Annotated in this window: 22 protein-coding genes and 2 tRNA genes; 11 read left to right on the forward strand and 13 right to left on the reverse strand. The window is 64.0% G+C overall.

Going from position 1 to position 21,835, the window contains the following annotated elements; genetic code table 11:
* Nucleotides 1-3 precede the first annotated feature (3 nt).
* Nucleotides 4-846, forward strand: a complete 843-nt coding sequence (bcrD, locus tag BLW40_RS07275; protein ID WP_074767041.1) for a benzoyl-CoA reductase subunit D — start codon at nt 4-6, stop codon at nt 844-846.
* Nucleotides 847-1,015: 169 nt separating this feature from the next.
* Here bcrD and BLW40_RS07280 read toward each other — a convergent pair whose 3' ends face one another.
* Nucleotides 1,016-1,453, reverse strand: a complete 438-nt coding sequence (locus tag BLW40_RS07280) for an Rrf2 family transcriptional regulator (protein WP_074767043.1) — start codon at nt 1,451-1,453, stop codon at nt 1,016-1,018.
* Nucleotides 1,450-1,911, reverse strand: coding sequence for a GNAT family N-acetyltransferase (locus BLW40_RS07285; protein ID WP_074767045.1), 462 nt, complete (start codon nt 1,909-1,911; stop codon nt 1,450-1,452). Before BLW40_RS07285 ends, BLW40_RS07280 begins: the two co-directional genes overlap by 4 nt.
* 236 nt (nt 1,912-2,147) lie before the next feature.
* Here BLW40_RS07285 and BLW40_RS07290 point away from each other — a divergent pair, with 236 nt between their 5' ends.
* The 7 genes from BLW40_RS07290 (at nt 2,148) to BLW40_RS07320 (ending at nt 9,650) form a co-directional block, all read left to right on the forward strand.
* Complete coding sequence (locus BLW40_RS07290) at nt 2,148-3,719, forward strand: benzoate-CoA ligase family protein (protein ID WP_244511091.1); 1,572 nt, start codon at nt 2,148-2,150, stop codon at nt 3,717-3,719.
* A gap of 7 nt (nt 3,720-3,726) precedes the next feature.
* On the forward strand, nt 3,727-4,935 hold the full coding sequence (locus BLW40_RS07295) for a 3-oxoadipyl-CoA thiolase (RefSeq protein WP_074767048.1): 1,209 nt from the start codon (nt 3,727-3,729) through the stop codon (nt 4,933-4,935).
* A gap of 80 nt (nt 4,936-5,015) precedes the next feature.
* Nucleotides 5,016-6,200 carry an ABC transporter substrate-binding protein gene (locus tag BLW40_RS07300; protein ID WP_083386683.1) on the forward strand — a complete coding sequence of 395 codons (1,185 nt, stop codon included), beginning with the start codon at nt 5,016-5,018 and terminating at the stop codon, nt 6,198-6,200.
* A gap of 71 nt (nt 6,201-6,271) precedes the next feature.
* On the forward strand, nt 6,272-7,132 hold the full coding sequence (locus tag BLW40_RS07305; protein WP_074767052.1) for a branched-chain amino acid ABC transporter permease: 861 nt from the start codon (nt 6,272-6,274) through the stop codon (nt 7,130-7,132).
* Between the two features lie 13 nt (nt 7,133-7,145).
* Complete coding sequence (locus tag BLW40_RS07310) at nt 7,146-8,132, forward strand: branched-chain amino acid ABC transporter permease (protein ID WP_074767054.1); 987 nt, start codon at nt 7,146-7,148, stop codon at nt 8,130-8,132.
* Entirely contained in the window at nt 8,129-8,935 is an 807-nt protein-coding gene (locus BLW40_RS07315) for an ABC transporter ATP-binding protein (protein ID WP_083386684.1), read from the forward strand. Before BLW40_RS07310 ends, BLW40_RS07315 begins: the two co-directional genes overlap by 4 nt.
* Nucleotide 8,936: 1 nt before the next feature.
* Nucleotides 8,937-9,650: an ABC transporter ATP-binding protein gene (locus BLW40_RS07320; RefSeq protein ID WP_074767056.1), complete on the forward strand. Its 714-nt coding sequence runs from the start codon at nt 8,937-8,939 to the stop codon at nt 9,648-9,650.
* Nucleotides 9,651-9,914: 264 nt separating this feature from the next.
* On the opposite strand, the gene BLW40_RS07325 is transcribed toward BLW40_RS07320, so the two are convergent.
* The 3 genes from BLW40_RS07325 to BLW40_RS07335 all read right to left on the reverse strand — a co-directional run bounded on the left by BLW40_RS07325 (nt 9,915) and on the right by BLW40_RS07335 (nt 10,859).
* Nucleotides 9,915-9,990: transfer RNA gene (locus tag BLW40_RS07325), tRNA-Glu, on the reverse strand.
* Between the two features lie 57 nt (nt 9,991-10,047).
* Nucleotides 10,048-10,494, reverse strand: a complete 447-nt coding sequence (locus tag BLW40_RS07330) for a M67 family metallopeptidase (RefSeq protein WP_074767058.1) — start codon at nt 10,492-10,494, stop codon at nt 10,048-10,050.
* On the reverse strand, nt 10,491-10,859 hold the full coding sequence (locus BLW40_RS07335) for a hypothetical protein (protein ID WP_074767060.1): 369 nt from the start codon (nt 10,857-10,859) through the stop codon (nt 10,491-10,493). The genes BLW40_RS07330 and BLW40_RS07335 overlap by 4 nt, the downstream gene beginning before the upstream one ends.
* A gap of 58 nt (nt 10,860-10,917) precedes the next feature.
* On the opposite strand from BLW40_RS07335, the gene BLW40_RS07340 reads away from it, so the two are divergent.
* A complete protein-coding gene (locus tag BLW40_RS07340) occupies nt 10,918-11,901 on the forward strand; it encodes an RluA family pseudouridine synthase (protein ID WP_074767467.1) in 984 nt (327 codons plus the stop codon).
* A 134-nt stretch (nt 11,902-12,035) separates the two neighbouring features.
* Complete coding sequence (rpoH, locus tag BLW40_RS07345) at nt 12,036-12,926, forward strand: RNA polymerase sigma factor RpoH (protein WP_074767062.1); 891 nt, start codon at nt 12,036-12,038, stop codon at nt 12,924-12,926.
* A gap of 115 nt (nt 12,927-13,041) precedes the next feature.
* Here rpoH and BLW40_RS07350 read toward each other — a convergent pair whose 3' ends face one another.
* Complete coding sequence (locus tag BLW40_RS07350) at nt 13,042-14,142, reverse strand: hypothetical protein (protein ID WP_074767064.1); 1,101 nt, start codon at nt 14,140-14,142, stop codon at nt 13,042-13,044.
* 294 nt (nt 14,143-14,436) lie between these two features.
* Between BLW40_RS07350 and BLW40_RS07355 the strand changes: the two genes are divergently transcribed.
* A tRNA-Arg gene (locus tag BLW40_RS07355) sits at nt 14,437-14,513 on the forward strand.
* A gap of 217 nt (nt 14,514-14,730) precedes the next feature.
* On the opposite strand, the gene BLW40_RS07360 is transcribed toward BLW40_RS07355, so the two are convergent.
* From BLW40_RS07360 to BLW40_RS07390, 7 genes are read right to left on the reverse strand one after another with little or no spacing between them, the layout of a single operon-like run.
* The gene (locus BLW40_RS07360) at nt 14,731-15,519 is read right to left on the reverse strand and encodes an ABC transporter ATP-binding protein (RefSeq protein ID WP_074767066.1); all 789 of its coding nucleotides are present in this window, start codon (nt 15,517-15,519) and stop codon (nt 14,731-14,733) included.
* A 12-nt stretch (nt 15,520-15,531) separates the two neighbouring features.
* Nucleotides 15,532-16,389 carry an ABC transporter permease gene (locus tag BLW40_RS07365; protein ID WP_139305532.1) on the reverse strand — a complete coding sequence of 286 codons (858 nt, stop codon included), beginning with the start codon at nt 16,387-16,389 and terminating at the stop codon, nt 15,532-15,534.
* A complete protein-coding gene (locus BLW40_RS07370) occupies nt 16,386-17,354 on the reverse strand; it encodes an aliphatic sulfonate ABC transporter substrate-binding protein (protein WP_083386686.1) in 969 nt (322 codons plus the stop codon). Before BLW40_RS07370 ends, BLW40_RS07365 begins: the two co-directional genes overlap by 4 nt.
* 50 nt (nt 17,355-17,404) lie before the next feature.
* Nucleotides 17,405-18,667 carry an MFS transporter gene (locus BLW40_RS07375; RefSeq protein WP_074767070.1) on the reverse strand — a complete coding sequence of 421 codons (1,263 nt, stop codon included), beginning with the start codon at nt 18,665-18,667 and terminating at the stop codon, nt 17,405-17,407.
* The gene (locus BLW40_RS07380) at nt 18,657-20,018 is read right to left on the reverse strand and encodes a B12-binding domain-containing radical SAM protein (protein WP_074767072.1); all 1,362 of its coding nucleotides are present in this window, start codon (nt 20,016-20,018) and stop codon (nt 18,657-18,659) included. Before BLW40_RS07380 ends, BLW40_RS07375 begins: the two co-directional genes overlap by 11 nt.
* An 18-nt stretch (nt 20,019-20,036) precedes the next feature.
* A complete protein-coding gene (locus BLW40_RS07385; RefSeq protein WP_074767074.1) occupies nt 20,037-20,501 on the reverse strand; it encodes a pyridoxamine 5'-phosphate oxidase family protein in 465 nt (154 codons plus the stop codon).
* Nucleotides 20,502-20,523: 22 nt separating this feature from the next.
* On the reverse strand, nt 20,524-21,780 hold the full coding sequence (locus BLW40_RS07390) for a radical SAM protein (RefSeq protein ID WP_074767076.1): 1,257 nt from the start codon (nt 21,778-21,780) through the stop codon (nt 20,524-20,526).
* Nucleotides 21,781-21,835: the final 55 nt, after the last annotated feature.

A 21,835-nucleotide genomic window follows, 5' to 3' on the forward strand; every position in this document is an offset into this window, starting at 1 on the left:
ACAATGAGCGAAATCATCACCGCTGGGATCGACATCGGGTCGGGCTGCGTCAAGACCGTCCTGTTCAAGGTCGAGGACGACAAGACCGTGTGGTTGGGAAAGGAAACCGCCCGCATCCGCAGCCGCGATCCGTTCCAATTGGCCAACGAAGGCTATGAATTCCTGCTGGCCCAGGCCGGTCTGACGCGGTCCGACGTGGCCTATGTCGCATCGACCGGCGATGCCGAGAACCTGTCGTTCTCGACCGGCCATTTCTATTCGATGACGACCCACGGCCGAGGCGCGGTCTTCCTCGCCCCCGAGGCGCGGGCGGTGCTCGATATCGGTGCCTTGAACGGCCGCGCGATCAAGGTCGATGCCAGCGGCAAGGTGCTGTCCTACAAAATGACCAGCCAGTGCGCCTCGGGCTCGGGGCAATTTCTGGAAAACATCGCCCGCTATCTCGGCATCGCCCAAGACGAGATCGGCAGCCTGTCGCAAAGCGCCGACAATCCGGAAAAGGTTTCGTCGATCTGCGCCGTGCTGGCCGAAACCGACGTGATCAACATGGTGTCGCGCGGCATCTCCGCCGCCAACATTCTGAAGGGCATTCATGTTTCGATGGCGGTTCGCCTCGCCAAGCTGCTGAAATCAATCGGTGCCGTCGATGGCGTGGTCCAGGTCACCGGTGGCCTTGCCCTCGATTCCGGTCTGGTCGTCGCCCTGAACGAAGCGGCCGAGGCCGAAAAGGTTACCCTCGTCGCCCAAAGCCACCCGGATTCGATCTATGCCGGGGCGATCGGTGCCGCGTTGTGGGGGGCTTTCCGTCAGCAGAAGCTGGCCCGGCTGGATCAGCGGGCCGCTTAAGTGCGCAAAGCTGGTGAAATCCCACCTCCGAAGCCGTGGGCGTCGCCCATCGGCCTCGGAGGGAAGCAAATCCATCCCCGCGCGGAAAGCTTGATTGAGCACGGGGATTCTTTTTGAACCGGGGAAAAGTACACTGAGGCCAAAGGCCGAAGGACTTTTTCACGACCGACTAAAGAGCGTGAACCGCGCTGCCGATGCCTGGAGTTCTGCGGGAAATCTTCAGCATCGTGTCGATGGTGATCGAAGACAGCGTCGCCCGCGAGATGGCGTCGATTTCTCCCATGACCATCCGCAAGGCCTGGCCCTCTGCGGTATCGTCGCCGGGTTCCTGTTTGTGCGAGGGCGGGGTGCCAATCTCTTCGAAGATCAAGATGATATCGAGCAAGGTGACCCGTTTGGCATTGCCGACGAAACTATAGCCGCCACCGGCACCGCGAATCGCCTCGACCAATCCCTTGCACACCAGAGTCCGCAGCACCTTGGACAGGTGGTTGGGCGAGATCGCGTATTTCTCGGCGATCTGGGCCGACGATATCTGAGCGCGCGGGTGATCGGCGAGTTCAAGGATGGCGAACAGGGCATGGCGCGTGGCCATCTTCAGATTCATTCATCCAACTCCTTTTCCAATTGGATGAATGGCCCGGCCATCATGCCCTGGCTGCGGAAGAACTGCATGACCAATTGGGCGTCGCGGGCCAGCATGGTTCTGATCCGGCTCACCCCGGCTTTGCGGAAGTTGGCGCACAAGGCGGCGTACAAGGCGGTGCCGACTTTGTTCATCCGCAGGTCGGGGCTGACCTCGATGGCAAAGATCCAGCCGCAGGGGTCGGACCCGAACTCCCATGCCCGGATTTCGCCCACGACGAACCCCAGCACCCCCTCCCCGCTTGTCGCGACGAGGAAGAAACCGTCGGTCTCGCGGCGGCCGAAACGCTCAAAGATACCGTGCCAATATTCCACCTTGGGCATCGCGGTAATCTGGGTATCCAGATGGATCACCGCGTCAAGATCGGCGGCGGCGGCGGGCCTGATCTCGAACTCTGTGTTGGCGGCCAAGGTGGGCAAGCGTGTCTCTCCCTTTTGTGCGGTCGCACTATATCAGAATTGAAAGCCGTAACAGCATTTGGAGCCATGCGGCCGCAAAATCCAGACGCACAAATCGAGATTTTCGTCGTCGTTTTCCACACGCCTCGCTTGACAGGGAAAGGGCAAATTGGCAAAAAGGTATAAGAGTACCATTTTGCATTAATACCAAAATAACCGCACCGGACCAGGGCGGGGCATAAGTCAGGAGGGGGGGCATGTCCATGAGACAGAGCGGACTCGCGTCCGATGCGCAGATCGACTTTCCGCCTGGATTCAACGTGGCCGAACACTTCATCGACCGTCATCTCGACGATGGGCGGGGGAGCAAGGTGGCGATTCGCTCGAACCGGGGGCAGGTCACCTATTCCGAACTGGCAATCCGGGTCAATCGCGCCGCCCATGCCTTGTCGGCGATGGGGCTTGGCCGGGGCGACCGGGTTCTGATGGTTCTGAAGGACAGCCCCGACTTCTTCTATCTGTTCTGGGGGGCGATCAAGGCCGGAATCGTGCCGGTTCCGGTCAACACCTTGCTGCGACGCAAGGATTACGCCTACATGATCGACAATTCCGAATGTTCGGTCCTGGCCTATTCCGCCGAATATGGCACCGAGGTCGAAGCGGCTTTGTCCATCGCGACGCACGCTCCCGCCACACTCTTGAAATTCGACGGCACCGCCGAAGCCCGCTTGTTCGAAACAGGGGCGGAGACATTCAAGGCGGTCCCGGCTTCGGCCACCGACGAGTGTTTCTGGCTCTATTCCTCGGGCTCGACCGGCCGCCCCAAGGCCGCCGTTCATCTTCACCGCGACATGGTCGTGACCAGCGAATTCTACGGGGTTCGCACCTTGGGAATCACCGTCGATGACGTCTTTTTCTCGGCGGCAAAGCTGTTCTTCGCCTATGGGCTCGGCAACGGCATGACCTTCCCGCTTTGGGTTGGCGGAACGGCGGTGCTGCTGGAGGAACGCCCCACCCCTCATTCGACCTTCGACATTATCGAACGGTTCAGGCCCAGCCTCTATTTCGGCGTGCCCACTCTCTACGCCTCTCAATTGCAGGTGATCGACGAGATCCGTCCCGACCTGTCGTCGATCCGTCTGTGCGTGTCCGCGGGCGAGGCTCTGCCCGCCGACATTTTCCGGCGCTGGCAGGAGCGGACGGGAACCGTGATCCTCGACGGGATCGGTTCGACCGAAGCGCTGCACATCTTCATTTCCAACCGCGAGGGAAAACTAAAGCCGGGCTCGAGCGGTACGCTGGTGCCGGGCTACGAAGCGATGATTCTGGACGACAACGACCAGAAGGTGAAAGACGGAGAAATCGGCCGCCTGATCATCAAGGGGGACTCGACGGCCAAATATTACTGGCGCGACCCCGAGAAAACCGCCGCTACCATGATGGGGGAGTGGCTAAACACCGGCGATTCCTATTACCGCGACGAAGATGGCTATTTCTATTATTGCGGTCGGTCGGACGACATGCTGAAAGTCGGCGGCATCTGGTGTTCTCCCTTCGAAATCGAGGCCACCCTGGTCGAGCATCCCGCGGTGCTGGAGGTCGCGGTGGTGGGACGGTCCGACCCGGAGGGGCTGGTCAAGCCCGAGGCCTGGATCGTTCTCGCCGGCGAGGCCACCCCCGACAAGAGCCTGGAGGATGATCTCCAGTCGCACTGTAAAGCGAGGATGGCCCCCTACAAATTTCCCCGCACCTTTCATTTCGTCGATGAGTTGCCGAAAACCGCGACGGGGAAAATCCAGCGGTTCCGCCTGCGTCTTGACGCGCAATAGGCCGTCGATGATGGACGCTTATCTCTACGACGGTCTCCGAACCCCGTTCGGTCGGCATGGCGGCGCGCTGGCCGCCTTGCGCCCCGACGACATGGTCGCCGCGCCGATCCGGCGGCTGCTCGACCGCAATCCGGTTCCGCCCGATCGGATCGAGGATGTCGTGCTGGGATGCGCCTGCCAGGCGGGCGAGGACAGCCGCAACGTCGCCCGCCACGCCGCGTTGCTGGCCGGTCTGCCGGTCGAGGTTCCGGGGGCCACCGTCAACCGGCTGTGCGGCAGCGGGATGACCGCAATCGTCGATGTCTGCCGGGCGGTCAGCCTGGGCGACGGGGAAATGTTCATCGCCGGTGGGGTTGAATCGATGACCCGGGCCCCCTTCGTCATGGCCAAGGCTGACACCGCCTATGGGCGGGACATCAAGGTCTTCGACAGCACCATCGGCGCCCGTTTCGTCAATCCCCGGCTGGTGTCCGCTCACGGCAACGACACGATGCCGGAAACCGCCGATAACGTCGCGACGCATCTGGGGATCGGCCGGATCGAGGCCGACCGGTTCGCCGCCGAATCGCAGCGGAAACATGCCGCCGCCCGCGATGCCGGATTCTTCGCCGAGGAAATCCTGCCGGTCGAAATTCCCAACGGCGGTCGCAAGGCCGCACCGGGAATGGTCGTTGCCGAGGACGAACACCCCCGCCCCGGCACCACAATTGAGGATCTGGCCCGGTTGCGGCCCTTGGCCGAAGGGGGCGTGGTCACTGCGGGCAATGCCTCGGGCCTCAATGACGGTGCCGTCGCCCTGCTGATCGGCAGCCGCCGGATCGGCGAGGCCCTGGGACTGCGTCCCCTGGCCCGGTTCCGTGCCGCTGCGGTGGCGGGGGTAGCTCCGCGCCTGATGGGGCTTGGCCCGGTCCCGGCCTCGGCCAAGGCACTGGCGCGGGCGGGGATCGGCCTTGACGACCTTGGCGTGATCGAGATCAACGAAGCCTTTGCCACCCAGGTGTTGGGCTGTTGCCGGGAAATGGGGCTGGCTCCGGACGATCCACGCCTCAACCCGGCGGGCGGCGCGATTGCGCTCGGTCATCCGCTCGGCGCCACCGGGGCCCGGCTGGTGCTGACCGCCGCCCGGCATTTGCAACGGACCGGCACTCGGTTCGCCCTGGTTACGATGTGCATCGGCGTCGGCCAGGGAATCGCCCTGGTCATGGAAGCACCCTAGACACTCACCCCCAAGGCCGTCGTCAAAAGAACGGTCACAGAAAAACAGGCGAAAGGCTTCGTCGTACAGGAGAGAGGACAATGACAATGCGTGTATCACGACGCAACCTGATCAAGCTCGGCGCGGCCGCGACAATGGCCGGATTCGTTCCCACCCGGTTTGCCATTGGCAACACGGCCAAGGTCAAGGTCGGATTGTTGCTGCCCTATTCCGGAACCTATGCCGGTCTGGGCGAAGCGATCTCGAACGGCTTTCGAATGGCGCTGGCCGAGACCGGCGGCAAGCTCGGCGGTCGCGAGGTCGAGATCATCAGCCTGGACGACGAAAGCAATCCCGGCAAGGCTCCGGAAAACACCAATCGCCTTGCCGTCGGCGACAAGGTCGATTTCATCGTCGGGGCCGTCCATTCCGGTGTTGCCATGGGGATGCTGAAGGTAGTCCGCGACACCGGCACCATCACGGTGATTCCCAATGCGGGGGCCAACGCCGCCACCGGCCCGCTATGCGCCCCCAATGTGTTCCGCACCTCGTTCAGCAGTTGGCAGGCCTGTTTCCCGATGGGCAAGGTCGCGGTCGATCGTGGCCTGAAGAAAGTCGCGACCATCACCTGGAAATACGCTGGCGGCGACGAGATGGTCGGCGGCTTTGTCGAGAACTTCACCAAAAATGGCGGGACCGTGGTCGAGCAGATCCAGGTTCCGTTCCCCACCGAGGAGTTCCAGGCCTATCTGACCCAGATCGCGGCGTTGCGGCCCGATGGCGTGTTCGCCTTCTTCGCGGGCTCGGGTGCCCTGAAATTCGTCAAGGATTACGCCGCCGCCGGTCTCGGTTCGATCCCGCTGATGGGACCGGGCTTCCTCACCGACGGTGTCCTGGCCGGGCAAGGGGCGGCGGCGGAAGGGGTGCTGACCACCCTGCATTACGCCGATGCGCTCGATACCGCCGAAAACCGCACGTTCCGCGCCGCCTACAAATCCGGCTTTGGCAAAGAGGCCGACGTTTATGCGGTTCAGGGCTATGACGCCGGTCAGGTGTTGATCCACGGCATGGCCGCCGTGAACGGCGACACCACCGCCCGCTCGGCCCTGATCGCGGCGATGGAAACCGCGCGGATCAACAGCCCACGCGGTCCCTTCACCTTCTCGAAGGCGCACAACCCGATCCAGGACATCTATCTGCGACAGGTCCGAAACGGCCAGGAGGTGGTGTTGGGCGTGGCCCATGCCGCCCTGGCCGACCCGGCCAAGGGATGCAAGATGACCTGATCCGCCACGCACTCCCGGTTTTCGGCGGTCCGACCCGCCGGAAACCGGTGAGCCCGAACAGGGAGGGGAGGATGAGCGTCTGGTTTATCCTGATCCAAGTTCTGAACGGCATCCAATACGGCCTGCTGCTGTTTCTGGTCGCCAGCGGCCTGACGTTGATTTTCGGCCTGATGGGAATCATCAATCTGGCCCATGGCTCGTTCTACATGCTGGGGGCCTATCTCGCTTATTGGCTGACCGGCGCGACGGGCAGCTTTGCCCTGGCCATCGTGCTCGCGATCCCGCTGGCGGCTGTGGTCGGGCTTGTCCTCGAAGCCGGTCTGTTGCGAACGCTGTATCGCCGCAGCCATCTCGATCAGGTGCTGCTGACCTATGGGTTGATCCTGATCTTCAACGAGGGCCAGCGCCTGTTGTGGGGTGGCGATGTCCACAGCGTGGCGATCCCCGAACTGCTGACCGGCTCGGTGCGCCTGACCGAAACGCTCAGCTATCCGGTCTACCGGCTGTGGGTGTCGCTGGTCTGCCTCGCCTTGGCCGGGGCGATGTATCTGGTGATCCAACGCACCCGCTTCGGGATGCTGATCCGGGCCGGTGCGTGCGATCGCGACATGGTGGCAGCGCTGGGGATCGACGTCAAACTGCTGTTCGCGGCGGTTTTCGCGGCGGGAACCGTCCTTGCCGCGGTGTCCGGCGCGATTGCCGCCCCCCTCAGTTCGGTCGGTCCCGGCATGGGCGATACCGTGCTGATTCTCTGCTTCGTGGTGGTGGTGATCGGCGGAGTCGGCAACATCAAGGGCACCTTCTTCGGAGCCCTGTTGATCGGTCTGGCCGACACGTTCGGCAAGGTGCTGATTCCCGACCTTGCCAGCTTCATGGTCTATGCGGTGATGGCGGCGGTGCTCCTATGGAAGCCGCGCGGTCTGTTCGCGTAAGGAAAACAACGAGATGACGAGCATTCCCCGCCCCGTGGCGATGCTGCTGATCGCCCTTGTCGTTCTGCTGGCCCTGTTCCCGTCGTGCGGCGGGCTGGTCTTCCCCGCCAAGCACGCCTTCCTGATGCAAAAACTGGCCGGGATCATGATCCTGGCGATGATGGCGATGAGCCTCGATCTGCTGGTCGGCGTCACCGGGCTGGTCAGCCTGGGTCATGCCGCGTTCTTCGGCCTTGGCGGCTATGCGTTGGCGATTTTGTCGCCGGAGTACGAGGCCGCCAACATCTGGATCGTGCTGCCCGCGGCGCTGGCGATTGTCGCGGCGGCGGCCCTGCTGGTCGGATTCCTGTCGATCCGCACCTCGGGGATCTACTTCATCATGGTCACGCTCGCCTTCGGTCAGATGGGCTATTACCTGTTCAACGATTCACGGGCGGCCGGGGGCTCGGACGGTCTCTCCATCATGGAGACCCCCGCGATCGAAATCGCCGGTCGGACCCTGCTGAAACTCGCCGATTCCGACTCGTTCTACTATCTGGTCCTGGCGCTGTTCGTCGGAACCTATGCCCTGCTGCGGATGGTGCTGAACTCGCCGTTCGGCCAGGTCGTCCGTGCTATCGGCGTCAACGAGAACCGGGTGCGCGGCCTCGGTTTCGATCCGGTGCGCTACAAGCTGGCGGCCTTTACCCTGGGCTGCACCTTGGCCGGTCTGGCGGGCTTTCTCGCCGCCGCTCAGTACGGCTTTGTCAATCCAACAATGCTGTCGTGGCACCATTCGGGCGAGGCGCTGATGATGGTGATTCTGGGCGGGATGGGAACCCTGTTCGGACCGGCCATCGGTGCCTTCGTGTTCGAATTGGCCCGCTTCGGCTTCGAATCGACCACCGATCACTGGCAATTGCTGATGGGAGGACTCGTGGTGACGATCGTTCTGGTCTTGCCGCGCGGGTTGGCCGGTCTGCTGCTCGATCTGGCCCGACGCGGAGGGAAGCAGCCATGACGACGATGCCCCTGGTTCCGGTGGAGGCTGCTCCGCCGTGCGACAGCCGAGCCTGCGTGCTGGAAACGCGCGGTCTGACCAAATCCTTTGGCGGTCTTGTCGCGGTCAACGCGGTCAGCCTGCGGTTCCTCGAGCGGCAGACCCACGCCATCATCGGCCCCAATGGCGCCGGGAAAAGCACTCTGGTCAACCTGCTGACCGCGCATTTGCCGCCGTCGGGGGGCCGCATTCTGTGCCGCAACACCGACATCACCGGCCTGCCCGCGCATCGGATGACCGGGTTGGGCATCGGCCGCAGCTACCAGAAGACCAACCTGTTTCCGAGCTTCACCTGCTTCGAGAATTGCCGACTGGCGGCGCAGACACGGCTGCCGACCTCGATGCGGTTCTTCCGCCCGGCGGCACGATACCGCGAGATCAATCGCCATGCCGAGGCCGCCCTTGACTTGTGCGGCTTGTCCGCCCGCCGCGACCGGGTGGCCGGGACAATGTCCTATGGCGAGCAGCGACAGTTGGAAATCGGCATGGTCCTCGCCTCCGGCCCGGAAATCCTGGTCCTGGACGAGCCGCTGGCCGGGATGGGGCGCGAGGAATCGGAACGGATGGTCGCCTTGCTGCGCGGTCTGGCCCCGCATTTCACCATCATTTTGATCGAGCACGACATGGACGCGGTGTTCTCGCTTGCCGAGGTTTTGACGGTGATGGTCAACGGAACCCTGCTGGAAACCGGTCCGGTCGAGCAGGTGCGGGCCAGCGTGGCGGTGCGAGATGCCTATCTTGGCGACGGGGCGGAGGCCTACTGACATGACGAAGCCGTTCATCGCAGCCCAGGGGGTGCATTCCTATTACGGCCCCAGCCACGTCCTCCACGGCGTCGATTTCCGGGTCAATCGCGGCGAGACGGTGGCGCTGATGGGCCGCAACGGCATGGGCAAATCGACCCTGCTGAAATCGCTACTGGGCATCGTCAAGCCGCGCGATGGCGAGGTCCGGGTCGGCGGCACGGTGATGACTGGACGCCCGACCAGCCGGATTGTCCGGATGGGCATCGCCTATGTCCCCGAGGGGCGCGGTATCTTCCCATCCCTGACGGTACGGGAACATCTGCTGATGGTGGCCCGGCGGGGAGCGGAAGGACGGCGTGACTGGGATTATCACCGGGTGCTCGAGACCTTTCCGCGTTTGGCCGAGCGTCTAGACAATTTCGGCCATCATCTGTCGGGCGGCGAGCAGCAGATGCTGTCGATCGGTCGCGCCTTGATGACCAATCCCGAATTGTTGATCCTCGACGAGGCGACCGAGGGACTGGCCCCATTGATCCGCCGCGAGATCTGGCGCGTCATCGCCGCGATCAAGCAAACCGGAATCGCCACCGTGATCGTCGATAAGAACGCCCATGTGCTGCTCGACCTCGCCGACCGCCATGTCATCCTGGTCAAAGGCACGGTGGCCTATGACGGTCACGCCGACGCGTTGAAGGCCAATCCCGAGATTCTCGAGCGGACAATTGGTCTGTAGCGGGTGAGGGCCAGCGTGCTGTCGCCGGCCGCCAAGACCGCCCGCATCAAAGAAACGCTGCCCCTCTCCGGCGGAGGGCGTGACTTTAGACGGATAAAAAGGACGAGCGGGGCCAATTTGACACGACAACGGATCGTTCAATCCTCTGGATTGACGATGATTTGGCTTATGTCATTGATCATTTACGCGTCTCTTCCGCAAGCGTAGCTTGCGAGGTCCAGACCGGCTGCGCGATCACAGCTATTGATTCGGCGGGAAGAGAGATGGCGTCCCCACGGGGATTCGAACCCCGGTTGCCGCCGTGAGAGGGCGGTGTCCTAGGCCTCTAGACGATGGGGACGTTGGAGGCGCGGTGCGGCTTTATGGAGGAATCGCCCCGCGAACGCAAGTACTATTTTCAAGGAGCGTCGGGGAAAACGCGAAGCTTTTCCGGGCGCGCCGATCCGGTTGTGGCGTCAAGGCGATGGGCAAGACGCAGGCCCGCCTGCGGACGCCCGTCGGGACCGGGAGCAACGGCGACGATCAGCCAGATCAGCTCGGGTTCATAGGCGCGGGCGATGTCCTCGGCCGAAGGATCGGCGCTGCCATTAGGGTGCGAGTGCCAATGCCCGACAATCCGCTCCGGTCCGCCACGCAGGGTCCGTTCTGCGGCGAAACGGGCGGCGGGATCGAGTTCGAAGCGGTCGAGGTGCCGCTCTCGCTCCAGATTGTCGGCGGGGATGACCCGGCTGACTCGCACGATCCGCCGCCCGCGTCCAATCAGCAGGCCGCAGCCCTCGGCGGGAAAGGCGGCTTCGGCGGCTTTGGCGATCGCAGCCAGATCGGCGGAGCCGAAGACGATCACCGCACGGGCTCGCCCACGGGCGACGCGACGAAGCGAAAGCTGCCCGCGACCTCGCCCCGGGCGGGATCGAGCACGATCAGACGGTCAGCCGTACCCTTGCCGCCCCCGACGCGGACGATCACCCGGTCTCCGGCGGCGAAGACCTGCTGAATCGTCGCGCCATCGGGCAAGGCGATATCGACCGAGCCAAACGGAGCGGCCGGTAATGGGGCTGCGGCATTTGGCGGCGTCGGCACCGCGGCGGCGGTCGATGCGGTGGGAGCGGGCTTTGGCCCCACCTTCGATGCAATGCCATAGATCACCAGCCCCACCCCGGCGACGATCAGCACACCCAGAAAGATCACCAACGCTTTCAGCGCTTTCATGTCGGATTTCCTGATTTCCCCGGTCGCGGCCGCTGCCGGGATCGGCGATGATGGGGGAATGAACGAGACGAATTCACGACACTACGCTCCCGAGCCGGTCTCGCCCGACGAGGCTGGCCAACGTCTGGACAAATGGCTGGCGACCCGCCTGCCCGATCTGTCGCGCAGCCGGATCAAGGGGCTGATCGAAGACGGGCGGGTCAGCCTCGACGGGGCGACGATAGCCGACCCCTCGTGTCGGGTCAAACCCGGCCAATCCTTTCAGGTCTGCGTGCCGCCCGACGCCCCGGCGATCCCCGAGGCGCAGGAAATCGCCCTCTCCGTCGTCCATGAAGACGAGGATCTGATCGTCATCGACAAGCCGCCGGGGCTGGTGGTGCATCCCGCGCCGGGTAATCTCGACTTCACCCTGGTCAACGCGCTGTTGGCCCATTGCGGCGAGTCGCTGGCCGGGATCGGCGGCGTCCGGCGTCCGGGAATCGTACATCGTTTGGATAAGGACACCAGCGGGCTGCTGGTGGCGGCCAAGACCGACCTGGCCCATCGCGGCCTGTCCGAGCAGTTCGCCGCCCACACTCTGGAACGAGCCTATCGCGCCCTGGTGTGGGGGGTGCCGTCGCCGTCGGCGGGCGAGATCGAGGGCAATATCGGCCGCAACCCACGCGACCGCAAAACGATGGCCGTTGTCGCGGGTGGCGGGAAGACGGCGCTGACCCGCTATCGAGTCGTGCAGATCTATGCGGGGGGAGCGGTCAGTTTAGTTGAGTGCCGCCTCGCCACTGGGCGAACGCATCAGATCAGAGTTCATATGACGAGCATAGGACATTCGTTGGTTGGAGATAAGACTTATGGTAGAGTTCGCTCTGGACGTATGGCATCCTTCCCTGAGGAGGCTCGCGCGGCTCTGACGACATTTCCTCGCCAAGCTTTGCATGCCTTTCTACTCGGGTTTCAGCATCCCACCAAAGGATGCACCCTCCGTTTCGAAAGTGCTATACCTCCGGATATCAATGCTTTGATAAAAATTTTAGAGCGTGTGTAGAAAACACTATACTTGACCCCATGGGTATGACATTATCCTTTTCGTAGAGCGGTGAGAGGAGGGCTGCGGCGCTGATCGGTGCCCGGCCCCATCAACGAGGGAAAACCCTCCACACCGGAAGAGGAGATGAGAGCATGTCGGCTATCGCTTCGACCCTGTCGCTCGCCCCCGAGGGCAACCTGACGCGCTATCTTCAGGACATCCGCAAATACCCGATGCTGCCGGCCGAGGAGGAATACGTCCTGGCCAAGCGCTTTCGCGACAATGACGATCTCGCCGCCGCCGAACGGATGATCACCAGCCATCTCCGTCTGGTCGCCAAGATCGCAATGGGGTATCGCGGCTATGGCCTTCCCCTCGGCGAAATGATTTCCGAAGGCAATATCGGGATGATGCAGGCGGTCCGCCGCTTTGACCCCGATCGCGGCTTCCGGCTTGCCACCTATGCGATGTGGTGGATTCGCGCCGCGATCCAGGAATACATCCTGCATTCCTGGTCGCTGGTGAAGATGGGCACCACCGCCGCGCAGAAGAAGTTGTTCTTCAACCTGCGTAAGCTGAAGGGCCAGATGCAGGCGATCGAAGAGGGCGACCTGCCCGCCGAAATCGTCGGCAAGATCGCCGCCAAGCTGGACGTCAGCGAGGACGAGGTCGTCAATATGAACCGCCGTCTCTCCAGCCCCGACCACTCGCTCAACGCGCCCTTGCGGGCCGAGGGCGAAGGCGAGTGGCAGGATTGGCTGGTCGATGATCGCGACGATCAGGAAACCGAGTTGGGCGAGCGCGAGGAACTGGGCCGCCGCCGCGGCTTCCTCACCGCCGCGCTCGACAGCCTCAACGAGCGCGAGCGGGCGATCCTGACCCACCGCCGCCTCAGCGAGGAACCGGCGACGCTCGACGATCTATCCCGGCAATACGGCATCTCGCGCGAGCGGGTGCGCCAGATCGAGGTCCGCGCCTTCGAGAAGCTTCAGAAGTCGGTGCAGACCGCCGCCGCCGCCGCCGAGCCCCACCGGGCGATGTGACGAGCCTTCTCTGGATGCCATAAAGGACGGGGCGTGCCTGCCCTGCCCTCCCCCCAAAGAAAAAGCCCCGAACCGCCATCTGCGGTTCGGGGCTTCGTTTTGTGCGGCGCCGGGATTAGCGGACGAACACCTGCACCTCGCCGTTGGAGCTGGCGGTGGGGCTGGTGCTGGCGCTGACGCGGACGCGGGAGGCCGGCATGTTCATGTTGGTGAGCGAACGCAGCACCGATTCGGCGTTGCGGCGGGCATTTCCGGCGGCGACGGTCTGCTGGGCCGGGCTGGCCCCGACCGGGGCAACGGCGACGACGTCGAAGGTCGCGTTGGGGCGACGGTCCAGCGCGCTTTTGACGGCGGCATAGAGGGCCGGCTCGTAATTGACGTTGGGCTTGTCGAACCGGATGGTGACCAACGGCTGGTCGCCGGAGGGAGCGGCGGCGCGGGACGGCGCGGTAAAGCTCGAATTGGGCTGGTTGCTGAGGCTGCCGACGAACAGGGCACCGTTCTTGATGCCCAGCGCCAGGGTGTTGAGGTTCTGCTTTTCCGAGGCGACGTATTGCTGCTGACGGACCGCGTCGTTGGTCAGTTCGCCCAGCAGGCGTTCGACCATCACCACGGTGCGGTTGGTCTCGTCCTCAAGGATGCGAAGCTGGCGGTGATCCTCATCGACCGCGCCGGACAGCGAGCGGGCGGCGCGGACGGATTCGAGCAGGTAGCCCGCCATCGTCGAGGAGGCGGTCACTTCGTTGGTCAGACGGTTCATTTTCAGAACGTCGTCGGTGATCCGGTCCAACTCGTTCTGCGCCGCGTTCCATTGCTGGTTCAAGATCGGGTTGCCCGGCGTGGTGCCGACCTGAAGGCGGGCGTTGATCGCGGCGACGGTGCCGTGATAGCGCTGAGAATCCTGCACGGTTTCGGAGCGGATCTGCTGGAGGGTCTGGTTCTGCCGCCCCAGGGTGGCCTGGAGTCCTTGCAGATCGTTGCGCAGCGTCGCCGCCTTGGCCCCGACATAGGTGCCGGACGACGAGGCGGGGGTAACCCCGACCGGATCGAAGCTAGAGGATCCCAAAGCGGGCGGGCCATCGTTGGACGCTTGTTCGGCAATCGCCGACTGGCCCGAGCTCGCCGTTCCCGGGAACAGCGCATCCTCGGCGAACGTGCATCCGCCTGCGAGGAGAGCCGCGCATAACGCCGCGGCGTGGGTCTTATTCAGGGCCATTGGATTAGCAGATCCTTCAGGTTCGCCGGTTCGGACAAAGACCGCCAGGGGCGCGACCATAGCTTAAGGACAGTGAAAGACGCACGTCCCCCGGAAACTTTGGGCCGGATTTTACGCAATCATGCGCCCAGCCACAAGTCCGCATTTCGATTGGTGGTACTTGGCAGTAAGTCCGATCCATAGCGTTTGGGGGTGCACGGCACGACGAAAAAAGATGAATTTTTGGCTTGCAGGGGGGAGAGGGTTTGTGTAAGTTCCGCCTCCTCGCCGGGGCACATTGCTTCGGACCGAGAAGCGCCCGTAGCTCAATTGGATAGAGCATCAGACTACGAATCTGAGGGTTGGAAGTTCGAGTCTTTCCGGGCGCGCCAATGAAGGCCCCAGCGGTAACGCCGCTGGGGCCTTCTCCTTTTGTGGCCTGTCGATCCTATCCGGGCCGCACCCCGCCCCCTCCCCGTCGCCGCCGTCCCACGTCACTCCCACACAGGCCGGGGCCGGACGCCCCCGTTCGCCCGCTGTCGCCCCGGGATGCAGAGCAGTCGCCGGACCCCACGCCGGTCCCACCTGCTGGCACAGTCCCGTCCATGATCAGATCACGTAGGCGAACGGGGCTTCGGCTTCGGTGAAGAATTCCCGGTAGATCTCGCGGCGGAAAGCCAGGAAATCGGCGCTGGTGCGGTCGCGTGGGCGGGGCAGGTTGACCGACAACCGCTTTTTGATGGTGCCGGGGCGGGCCGACATCACGATGACCTCGTCGCCGAGGAAGATCGCCTCGTCGATATCGTGGGTCACCAGGATCATCGTGGTCTGCTCGACGTCCCAGATGCGGAGAATTTCCTGCTGCATCTGAATCCGGGTCAGGGCGTCCAGCGCCCCGAACGGCTCGTCGAGCAGCAGCACCTCGGGCTTGTTGACCAGGGCGCGGGCGATCGCGACCCGTTGCGCCATGCCGCCGGACAATTGCGCCGGATAGGCGTTGGCGAAGCCCTCCAGCCCGACCAGCTTCAGGTGCGCTTCGATGCGGTCGCGGATTTCGTCCTTGGGCAGTCCTTTGAGGCCAAAGGCGATGTTGGCCGCGACCGTCAGCCAGGGCAGCAGGCGATGCTCCTGAAAGACGAAGCCGCGATCCAGCCCGGGACGCTCGATTGTCCGTCCGCCCAGGCGGACCGGACCGCCGTCGCTGGGTTCAAGCCCGGCGATGATCCGCAGCAGCGTGCTTTTGCCGCAGCCGGAACTGCCGATGATGCTGACGAAGCTCCCCCCGGCGATGTCGAGGGAGACGTCCTTGAGGGCCAGGACGGAACTGGCCGACAGGCGATAGGTTTTCGACAGCGGACCAATGCGCAGATCCTCGATCCGGGCGGTGGCGGCGACCATGAGACGAACTCCCTATAGACCGGAATAGACGGTTTTCCAGGTGATGAGGCGGCGTTCGATCTCCTTCAGCAGAATGTCGAGCAGCTTGCCCATCGCCCCGATCGTGATCATTCCCACCAGCACCTGATCGGTCTGGGCCAGTTGGCGGGCATCCATGATCAGGTAGCCGATCCCGCTGGACGCGGCGATCAGCTCGGCGGCGACGACGCACATCCACGCCACCATCAGTCCGACCCGCAGCCCCGTCATAATCGCCGGCAGCGCGCCGGGCAGCACCACCTGGGCGATGAAGCGAGCCCGGCTGACTTCGAGAATCCGGGCCAGTTCGACGTGGCGATGGTCGGTCTGGCGGATTCCGTCGATGGTGTTGACCAGGATCGGGAACACCGCGCCGAGAAAGATAATGTAGATCTTGCCGCCCTCGCCGATGCCGAACCACAAGATCGCGAGCGGAATCCAGGCGATCGGCGGGATCGGCTTCAGGAGCTGGATGGTCAGGTCGGTGGCCCGGTCAAGCTGCCGCGACAGGCCGATGCCGACCCCCAGCACCAGCCCGATTCCGGCGGCGATAGCGAAGCCTTCCAGCACCCGGAGCAGACTGATCCCCAGATGACGGAACAGATCGCCGCTGAGGGTTAAGGCGACGAACGCCTGGGCGACCTTGGTCGGCGGCGGCAGCAGGATCGGGCGGATCAGTCCGGCCTCGAACAGCCCTTGCCAAATTGCGATCAGCACCAGCGGCAGGGCGAGGTAAAGCCCGGTCCGGCGCAGCGTGGCGGCAAGGCGGATGGGGAGGCCCCGGAACGGGCCTCCCTCCGTGCGCGCGGTGCCGAGGCCGGTGCGCGCGGCCAGATCAAGCGTCTCGCTCACTTGGTCGCCCCATCGCCAATCAGCGAGCGGTCCAGCCAGGGCTCGATATCGACCGGGGCTTTGATCAGGCCGATCGAGCGGGAATAGGCTTCGGACTTCTTCAGTTCGTTGATGTCGTCTTCGCGGATGACCGGATTGAAATCAAGCTTGCCGAACACCTGGACCAGCAATTCGGGAGCAAGGTTGGTGTCGGACGAAATCAGCGCGGCGGCCTCTTTCGGATTGGTGCGGATATACTCGGCACCACGGGCATAGGCGCGCAGAACCGCCTTGGCCTGATCGGTCTTGGCCTTGACGAACTCGGTCGAGGCGACGATCACCAGCAGGCCCTTCTTCAGCCCGGTGCCGTCGGCCAGAACCTGGATCGCCTTCTGGCTTTCGAAGCGGGAAATCACCGGCTCCCACACCGCGCCCGCATCAATGGTTCCGGCGATGATCGCCGGGGCGATGTCGGCGTTGGGCAGATTGACCAGTTCGATGTCGGAGAAGGTCAGACCGCCGCTTTCCAGCACCAGGGCGAGCAGATGCTGGGCGAACGAGCCCTTGGTCACCGCGACCTTCTTGCCTTTGAGGTCCTTGGCGGCGTGCAGCGGCGATCCGGCGGCAACCACCACGGCTAGACTCTTCGGCCCGCTGGCGCTGATGCCGACCACTTTGGTGTCGATGCCGACCGACTTGGCGATCAGGGCCGGGGTATCGCCCAGGAAGCCGAAATCCTGCTGCCCCGCCGCGAAGGATTCGTTGATCGGCGGACCGGCGGCGAACGAGCTCCATTTCAGCTCGATCCCCGGCTTGACCTTGTTCAGTTCCTCTTCGATCCAATGCTTGTGCTTGGCGACGAAGATCGGCGAGTAGCACGGGATCGGCTGGGTGGCGAAGCGGACTTCGTCGGCGGCGCGGGCGTCACCGGCAAGGCCAAGGCCGGTCAGCACCGCCAGCGCGGTGAGGAAGCGGGTGAAGGTCACGGCGGATCTCCTCGAAAGTGGGAATGGATATATATCTATAATCTACTAGATTAATGCAACACGTTTGACGCCGGCTCGGGCGGGCGACAGCGGGGGGTAAAGACCGGACGGTCGGAGATCGCGGCATGGAGGATCGCGGCGATCAACCCCAGCGCCCCGGCCGCGGCCCAGACCGATTGATAAGACCCGGTCAGATCGAAGGCCCACCCACCCGCCCAGACCCCGAGGAACGAACCGAGCTGATGCGACAGAAAGGCGGTGCCGAACAGCAGGCCAAGATCGCGGGGGCCAAACAAGTGGGCGATCAGGGCGCTGGTCAACGGCACGGTGGCCAGCCAGGTGAATCCGGTCAGCGCCGAAAAGCCGATCAGACTGGCTTCGGACAGCGGCACCGCCAGGAAGCCCGCCACCGCGATCGCCCGCAGTCCGTACAGAATCGCCAGCAACCGAGGGAGCGAATAACGGCTGCCGAGGCTGCCGCAGATCCAGCACCCGGCGACGTTGAACAGCCCCATCAGCGCCAGGGCGTTGGCCCCGGCCCCCGGCGGCATCCCGCACAGGCTGAGATGGCCGGGCAGATGGATGCTGATGAAGGCGAGTTGGAAACCGCAGGCGAAAAAGCCGATCACCACCAGCCGGTAGGCTCCGCTCTTCCAGGCCGCAGCCAGTGGGGCGTACACCGAATCGGTCGTGGGCGCGGAGAGGGGGGCCGCGTCGGCGGGGCGGCGTTCGGTCAGGAGCAGGGCCAGCGGAGCCATCGCCAGGGTGATCGCTGCCAGCGCGACCAGCGCGACGGTTACCCCCTGCCCCTCGATCAGCACCCCACCCAGCGGCGGCAGGATCACCTGTCCGAGCGATCCTCCGGCAATCGCCAGCCCCATCGCCAGGGATCGGCGGTCGGCCGGGACCGCGCGGCCGACCAGGGCTAGCACGACCGGGAAACTGGCGGCGCTGAGGCCCAGCCCGACCGCCAGCCCCGCCCCCAGCATCGCCGCGGCGGGATCGCTTCCCCCGGCGGTCAGCAGCAATCCTCCGGCATAAAACAAGCTGCCTGCGACGATCACCGGGCGGGCTCCGTGGCGGTCGGCCAGTCCGCCCACCAGCGGCTGGACCAGCCCCCACAGCAGATTGTGCACCGCGAGGGCCAACGAGAAGGTCGAGACCGGCCAGTGATGCAGCATGGACAGCGGCAGGACGAACACCCCCAGGGTGGCGCGCACCCCGATCGAGATCGCCATCACTGCCGCCCCCGCCGCAACGATCGTCAGCGCGGCGGGGGTGAACGAGGGCGACGCGGACGGGTCAGGCGGCATTCTGGCGGTGGGTGAAATGGTCGTTGATCTCGGCGTAAAGCTGCTTCAGCCGATCGGGCGGAATGGCGCAGATTCCGTCATAGGCCTCGGTGAAATGAACGCGGGTGTGGTCCAGGGCGAAGGGACGGATGCGGCCTTCATCGATCAGTTCCTGATAAAGCTGCGAGCCGGGCAAGGGGCTGTAGATGCTCCAACTCCAACGGTCCAACTCGATCTGACGAGCCAGGTCGAAGGTCTGGCGGACGTCGTCCTCGTCCTCGCCGGGGATGCCGATCATGAAGAAGCCGAACACTTTGGCGTGACGGCGGGCCAGGGCGACCTTGTCCTTGATCTGCTCGACAGTGATCTGCTTGTTCAGCCGTTTCAGGCTTTTGGGCGAGCCGGACTCGATGCCGAGGTCGATCTGGGTCAACCCCGCCGCCTTCATCATCGCCAGTTCGTCGTCTTTCAGCAGGTTGATCCGGGTCAGCGCCTGCCACTCCACCCCCACCTTGCGCTCGATCATCTGGCGGCAGAACTCGCGGGTCCAGGCCGGGCGCAGGTTGAAAATGCTGTCCTTGAACCAGATTCCTTCGATTCCATAGGTATCGCGCAGGTGGATCACCTGATCGACCACCTTGGTCGGGGATTGAAAGCGCCAGGTCCGCCCCATCGTCTGCTGAACCGCGCAAAAGCTGCACGAATAGGGGCACCCGCGCGAGACGATCATCGAGATGCCGCGAATGCCGCGCAGCACGGAATTGTGCTCGATATATTGTTCGACCGGAAAGGCGGCATAATCGGCAGCGGGCAGGCGGTCGAGATCGACGATCAGCGGAGCCCGCCCCGCGATCACCGTTCCGCCCTCGCCGCGAAAGCACAGGCCCGGCACCTCGGAAAGCAATCCGCCCCGGCCCGACAACACGTCAAGCAGGGCGGGAAATGCTTCCTCGCCCTCGCCCCGGATCACGTAATCGACGCTGGGATGGGCGATCACGCTCTCGGGGTCGAGGGTGGGGTGAACTCCGCCCAGAACGGTGCGGGCGGTGGGCAGGACTGCCTTGGTCAGATCGGCAACCCGCAACGCCTCGGGCAGGGTCGGGGTCATCGCGGTAATGCCGACCACGTCGGGCGTCTCGGCTGCCAAGATCGTCGCCAGCGCTTCGGAATCCATCATCAGACCCTGCATGTCGAGCAAGATCACCTGATGTCCCAGGCTTTTGACGGTGGCGGTCAGGTAGGCCAGTCCCAGCGGCGGCTCGAACGGAGCGACGTACAGATTGCCGCCCCTGATCCAGTCGACATAATCGGTGAAGCGGTTGCGAAAGGCGTTGCCGTCGAAAAAAGCGGGGTTGATCAGCAAGATCTTCATCGCCGCGTTCCTTTCGGATCAGACCGCCAGACGGTCGAGATGGATGAAGGCCGGATGGAGCGCGTCCTCGACCTCCTTGCGGGCGCCGAAACTCTGATCGATCACCGCCTCGGGCTCGATCTCCCACACCGCCGCCAGATCGATGTCGCCGTGGCGGGCGCGCACCTCCTGATAATGCTTCAGGAACAGCGGCCCGGTGATGTGGGTCTTGACCGGCTGTCCCTTGATCTGGACCGAACGGCCGTCGGGCGCGGACAGCAGGATGGCGACGCGGCCGCCGAACCACAGGGCGCGCAGCAGGTTGCGGTTGGACGAGGAGGATTCCAGCAGTTCAAGCGAGTGAATCCGCCCGTTCTCGCCGAGATGAAGCGAGTGCTTGACGACGGCATGGGGGCGGCCCTGCGCGTCGGTGGTGGCGAGGACCTTCACGGTCAGGGAATCGGCGAGGAGGTCGCGGACTTCCGCAGTCAGAATCTCGGTCATGGTGTTCTGGGCTCCGGGGAGGCTATTGCAGGCGGGCGAGGTCGGAATCCGGGTGATTGCCGCAACGGCGGTAATCGTCGAAATCGACCGTCAGGCCATGGCGGGCGCGGATGTCCTGAAGCCCCTGGGCGAGGCGGATGTAGTAATCGAGCGACGGGGCTTTCTGATCGCGGAAATCCGATCCGGGACGGGGAACCCAGACGATGTAGACGGTGGTGACGCCGCGCTCGGCCAGCCACTCGGCCTCGGCCAGCGTCGCGGCCAGGGCGTCGGTCTCGGAGGTGAAGCCGTGGGGCCGGGCCAGTTCGACCCCGCCGACCAGCCCGGTGCCGACATTGCCGCGACCGAAGATGTCGACGGCGCGGACCAGCCGGTTCTTCCATTCCTGATAGCCGACCTGACGCGCCTTGCCGGGGCAGACCCAGTTGAAGATGTCCTCGTTCAGCACTTCAAGGTCGCTGGTATAGCTGGACAGCCCGGTTTCCTCGTACAGCCGGGCGAGCTGGCGTTCGTTGAAGGCCGAGCCGATCAACTGGCTGGGGAATTTGCGGGTCTTGAACAGGGTGCCGATCGATTGCAGCAGTTCGATATAGAACTCGACTTCCTGATCGAAGATTTCCTTGCCCTTGGTCACCGACCCCGCGGTGAAGCAGAAGTTGGTGAAGCGGCCGGGTTCCTTGATCGCCTCGGCGATGGTCTCGCGGACGTCTTCGGGACGAAGCCGGGTCGGAACCCCCATCTCAGTCCGTTGTTGCTTGGTGTGGGTGACGATGTCGCAGAACCGGCAGCCCTCGTTATCGGCCCAGAAATAGCAATAACTCGACTGGAAGACGTTCAGCCGCTGCGGCCGGGCGGTAACCAGCAGGCTCATCTTGATCCCGCTTGAGGTGGTCTTGTCGTAGAAGGCGGGCTTGGGCCACAACTCGACCTCCTCGACCTCGGTTCCGTCATCGAGCAGAACGAACCGCCCGTCGCGGTGATCGACGATATAGGGGTCCTGCTCCAGCGGGGTGGGATCGACCAGGATGGTGGTGCCGTCGCGCAGCAGCAGCGATTCCGGCAGCGGTTTGATCTCGCCGTCGCGCGATCCGAAGATATAAGGGCTGCGCAGTTGATGAATCGCCGGGTCCAGCGCCGCTTCGGCCTGGAGGGTGTAATGGACCCCGCGCCGCTGCACGTCGATCTTGCGGGCGATCAGGCGGGGGAAGCCCGGATGGTTCGCCACCACATCGTCGAACGGGGCTTCGGTACGGAAACGGTCCTTCAATAGGGCAACCACGGCTTCATCCTCCGGACAGGTTCAAGCCACTTATCTAGTAATCTTATTCTTTTCA

The sequence above is a fragment of the Magnetospirillum fulvum genome, from assembly GCF_900108475.1.
Classification (GTDB): Bacteria; Pseudomonadota; Alphaproteobacteria; order Rhodospirillales; family Magnetospirillaceae; genus Phaeospirillum; species Phaeospirillum fulvum_A.

Excerpts from the sequence above, each read along its gene's own strand:
- bcrD (WP_074767041.1), top strand. The coding sequence starts at position 4 with ATGAGCGAAATCATCACCGCTGGGATCGACATCGGGTCGGGCTGCGTC.
- BLW40_RS07280 (WP_074767043.1), bottom strand. The coding sequence starts at position 1,453 with ATGAATCTGAAGATGGCCACGCGCCATGCCCTGTTCGCCATCCTTGAA.
- BLW40_RS07290 (WP_244511091.1), top strand. The coding sequence starts at position 2,148 with ATGTCCATGAGACAGAGCGGACTCGCGTCCGATGCGCAGATCGACTTT.
- BLW40_RS07295 (WP_074767048.1), top strand. The coding sequence starts at position 3,727 with ATGATGGACGCTTATCTCTACGACGGTCTCCGAACCCCGTTCGGTCGG.
- BLW40_RS07300 (WP_083386683.1), top strand. The coding sequence starts at position 5,016 with ATGACAATGCGTGTATCACGACGCAACCTGATCAAGCTCGGCGCGGCC.
- BLW40_RS07305 (WP_074767052.1), top strand. The coding sequence starts at position 6,272 with ATGAGCGTCTGGTTTATCCTGATCCAAGTTCTGAACGGCATCCAATAC.
- BLW40_RS07310 (WP_074767054.1), top strand. The coding sequence starts at position 7,146 with ATGACGAGCATTCCCCGCCCCGTGGCGATGCTGCTGATCGCCCTTGTC.
- BLW40_RS07315 (WP_083386684.1), top strand. The coding sequence starts at position 8,129 with ATGACGACGATGCCCCTGGTTCCGGTGGAGGCTGCTCCGCCGTGCGAC.
- BLW40_RS07320 (WP_074767056.1), top strand. The coding sequence starts at position 8,937 with ATGACGAAGCCGTTCATCGCAGCCCAGGGGGTGCATTCCTATTACGGC.
- BLW40_RS07335 (WP_074767060.1), bottom strand. The coding sequence starts at position 10,859 with ATGAAAGCGCTGAAAGCGTTGGTGATCTTTCTGGGTGTGCTGATCGTC.
- BLW40_RS07340 (WP_074767467.1), top strand. The coding sequence starts at position 10,918 with ATGAACGAGACGAATTCACGACACTACGCTCCCGAGCCGGTCTCGCCC.
- rpoH (WP_074767062.1), top strand. The coding sequence starts at position 12,036 with ATGTCGGCTATCGCTTCGACCCTGTCGCTCGCCCCCGAGGGCAACCTG.
- BLW40_RS07350 (WP_074767064.1), bottom strand. The coding sequence starts at position 14,142 with ATGGCCCTGAATAAGACCCACGCCGCGGCGTTATGCGCGGCTCTCCTC.
- BLW40_RS07360 (WP_074767066.1), bottom strand. The coding sequence starts at position 15,519 with ATGGTCGCCGCCACCGCCCGGATCGAGGATCTGCGCATTGGTCCGCTG.
- BLW40_RS07375 (WP_074767070.1), bottom strand. The coding sequence starts at position 18,667 with ATGCCGCCTGACCCGTCCGCGTCGCCCTCGTTCACCCCCGCCGCGCTG.
- BLW40_RS07380 (WP_074767072.1), bottom strand. The coding sequence starts at position 20,018 with ATGAAGATCTTGCTGATCAACCCCGCTTTTTTCGACGGCAACGCCTTT.
- BLW40_RS07385 (WP_074767074.1), bottom strand. The coding sequence starts at position 20,501 with ATGACCGAGATTCTGACTGCGGAAGTCCGCGACCTCCTCGCCGATTCC.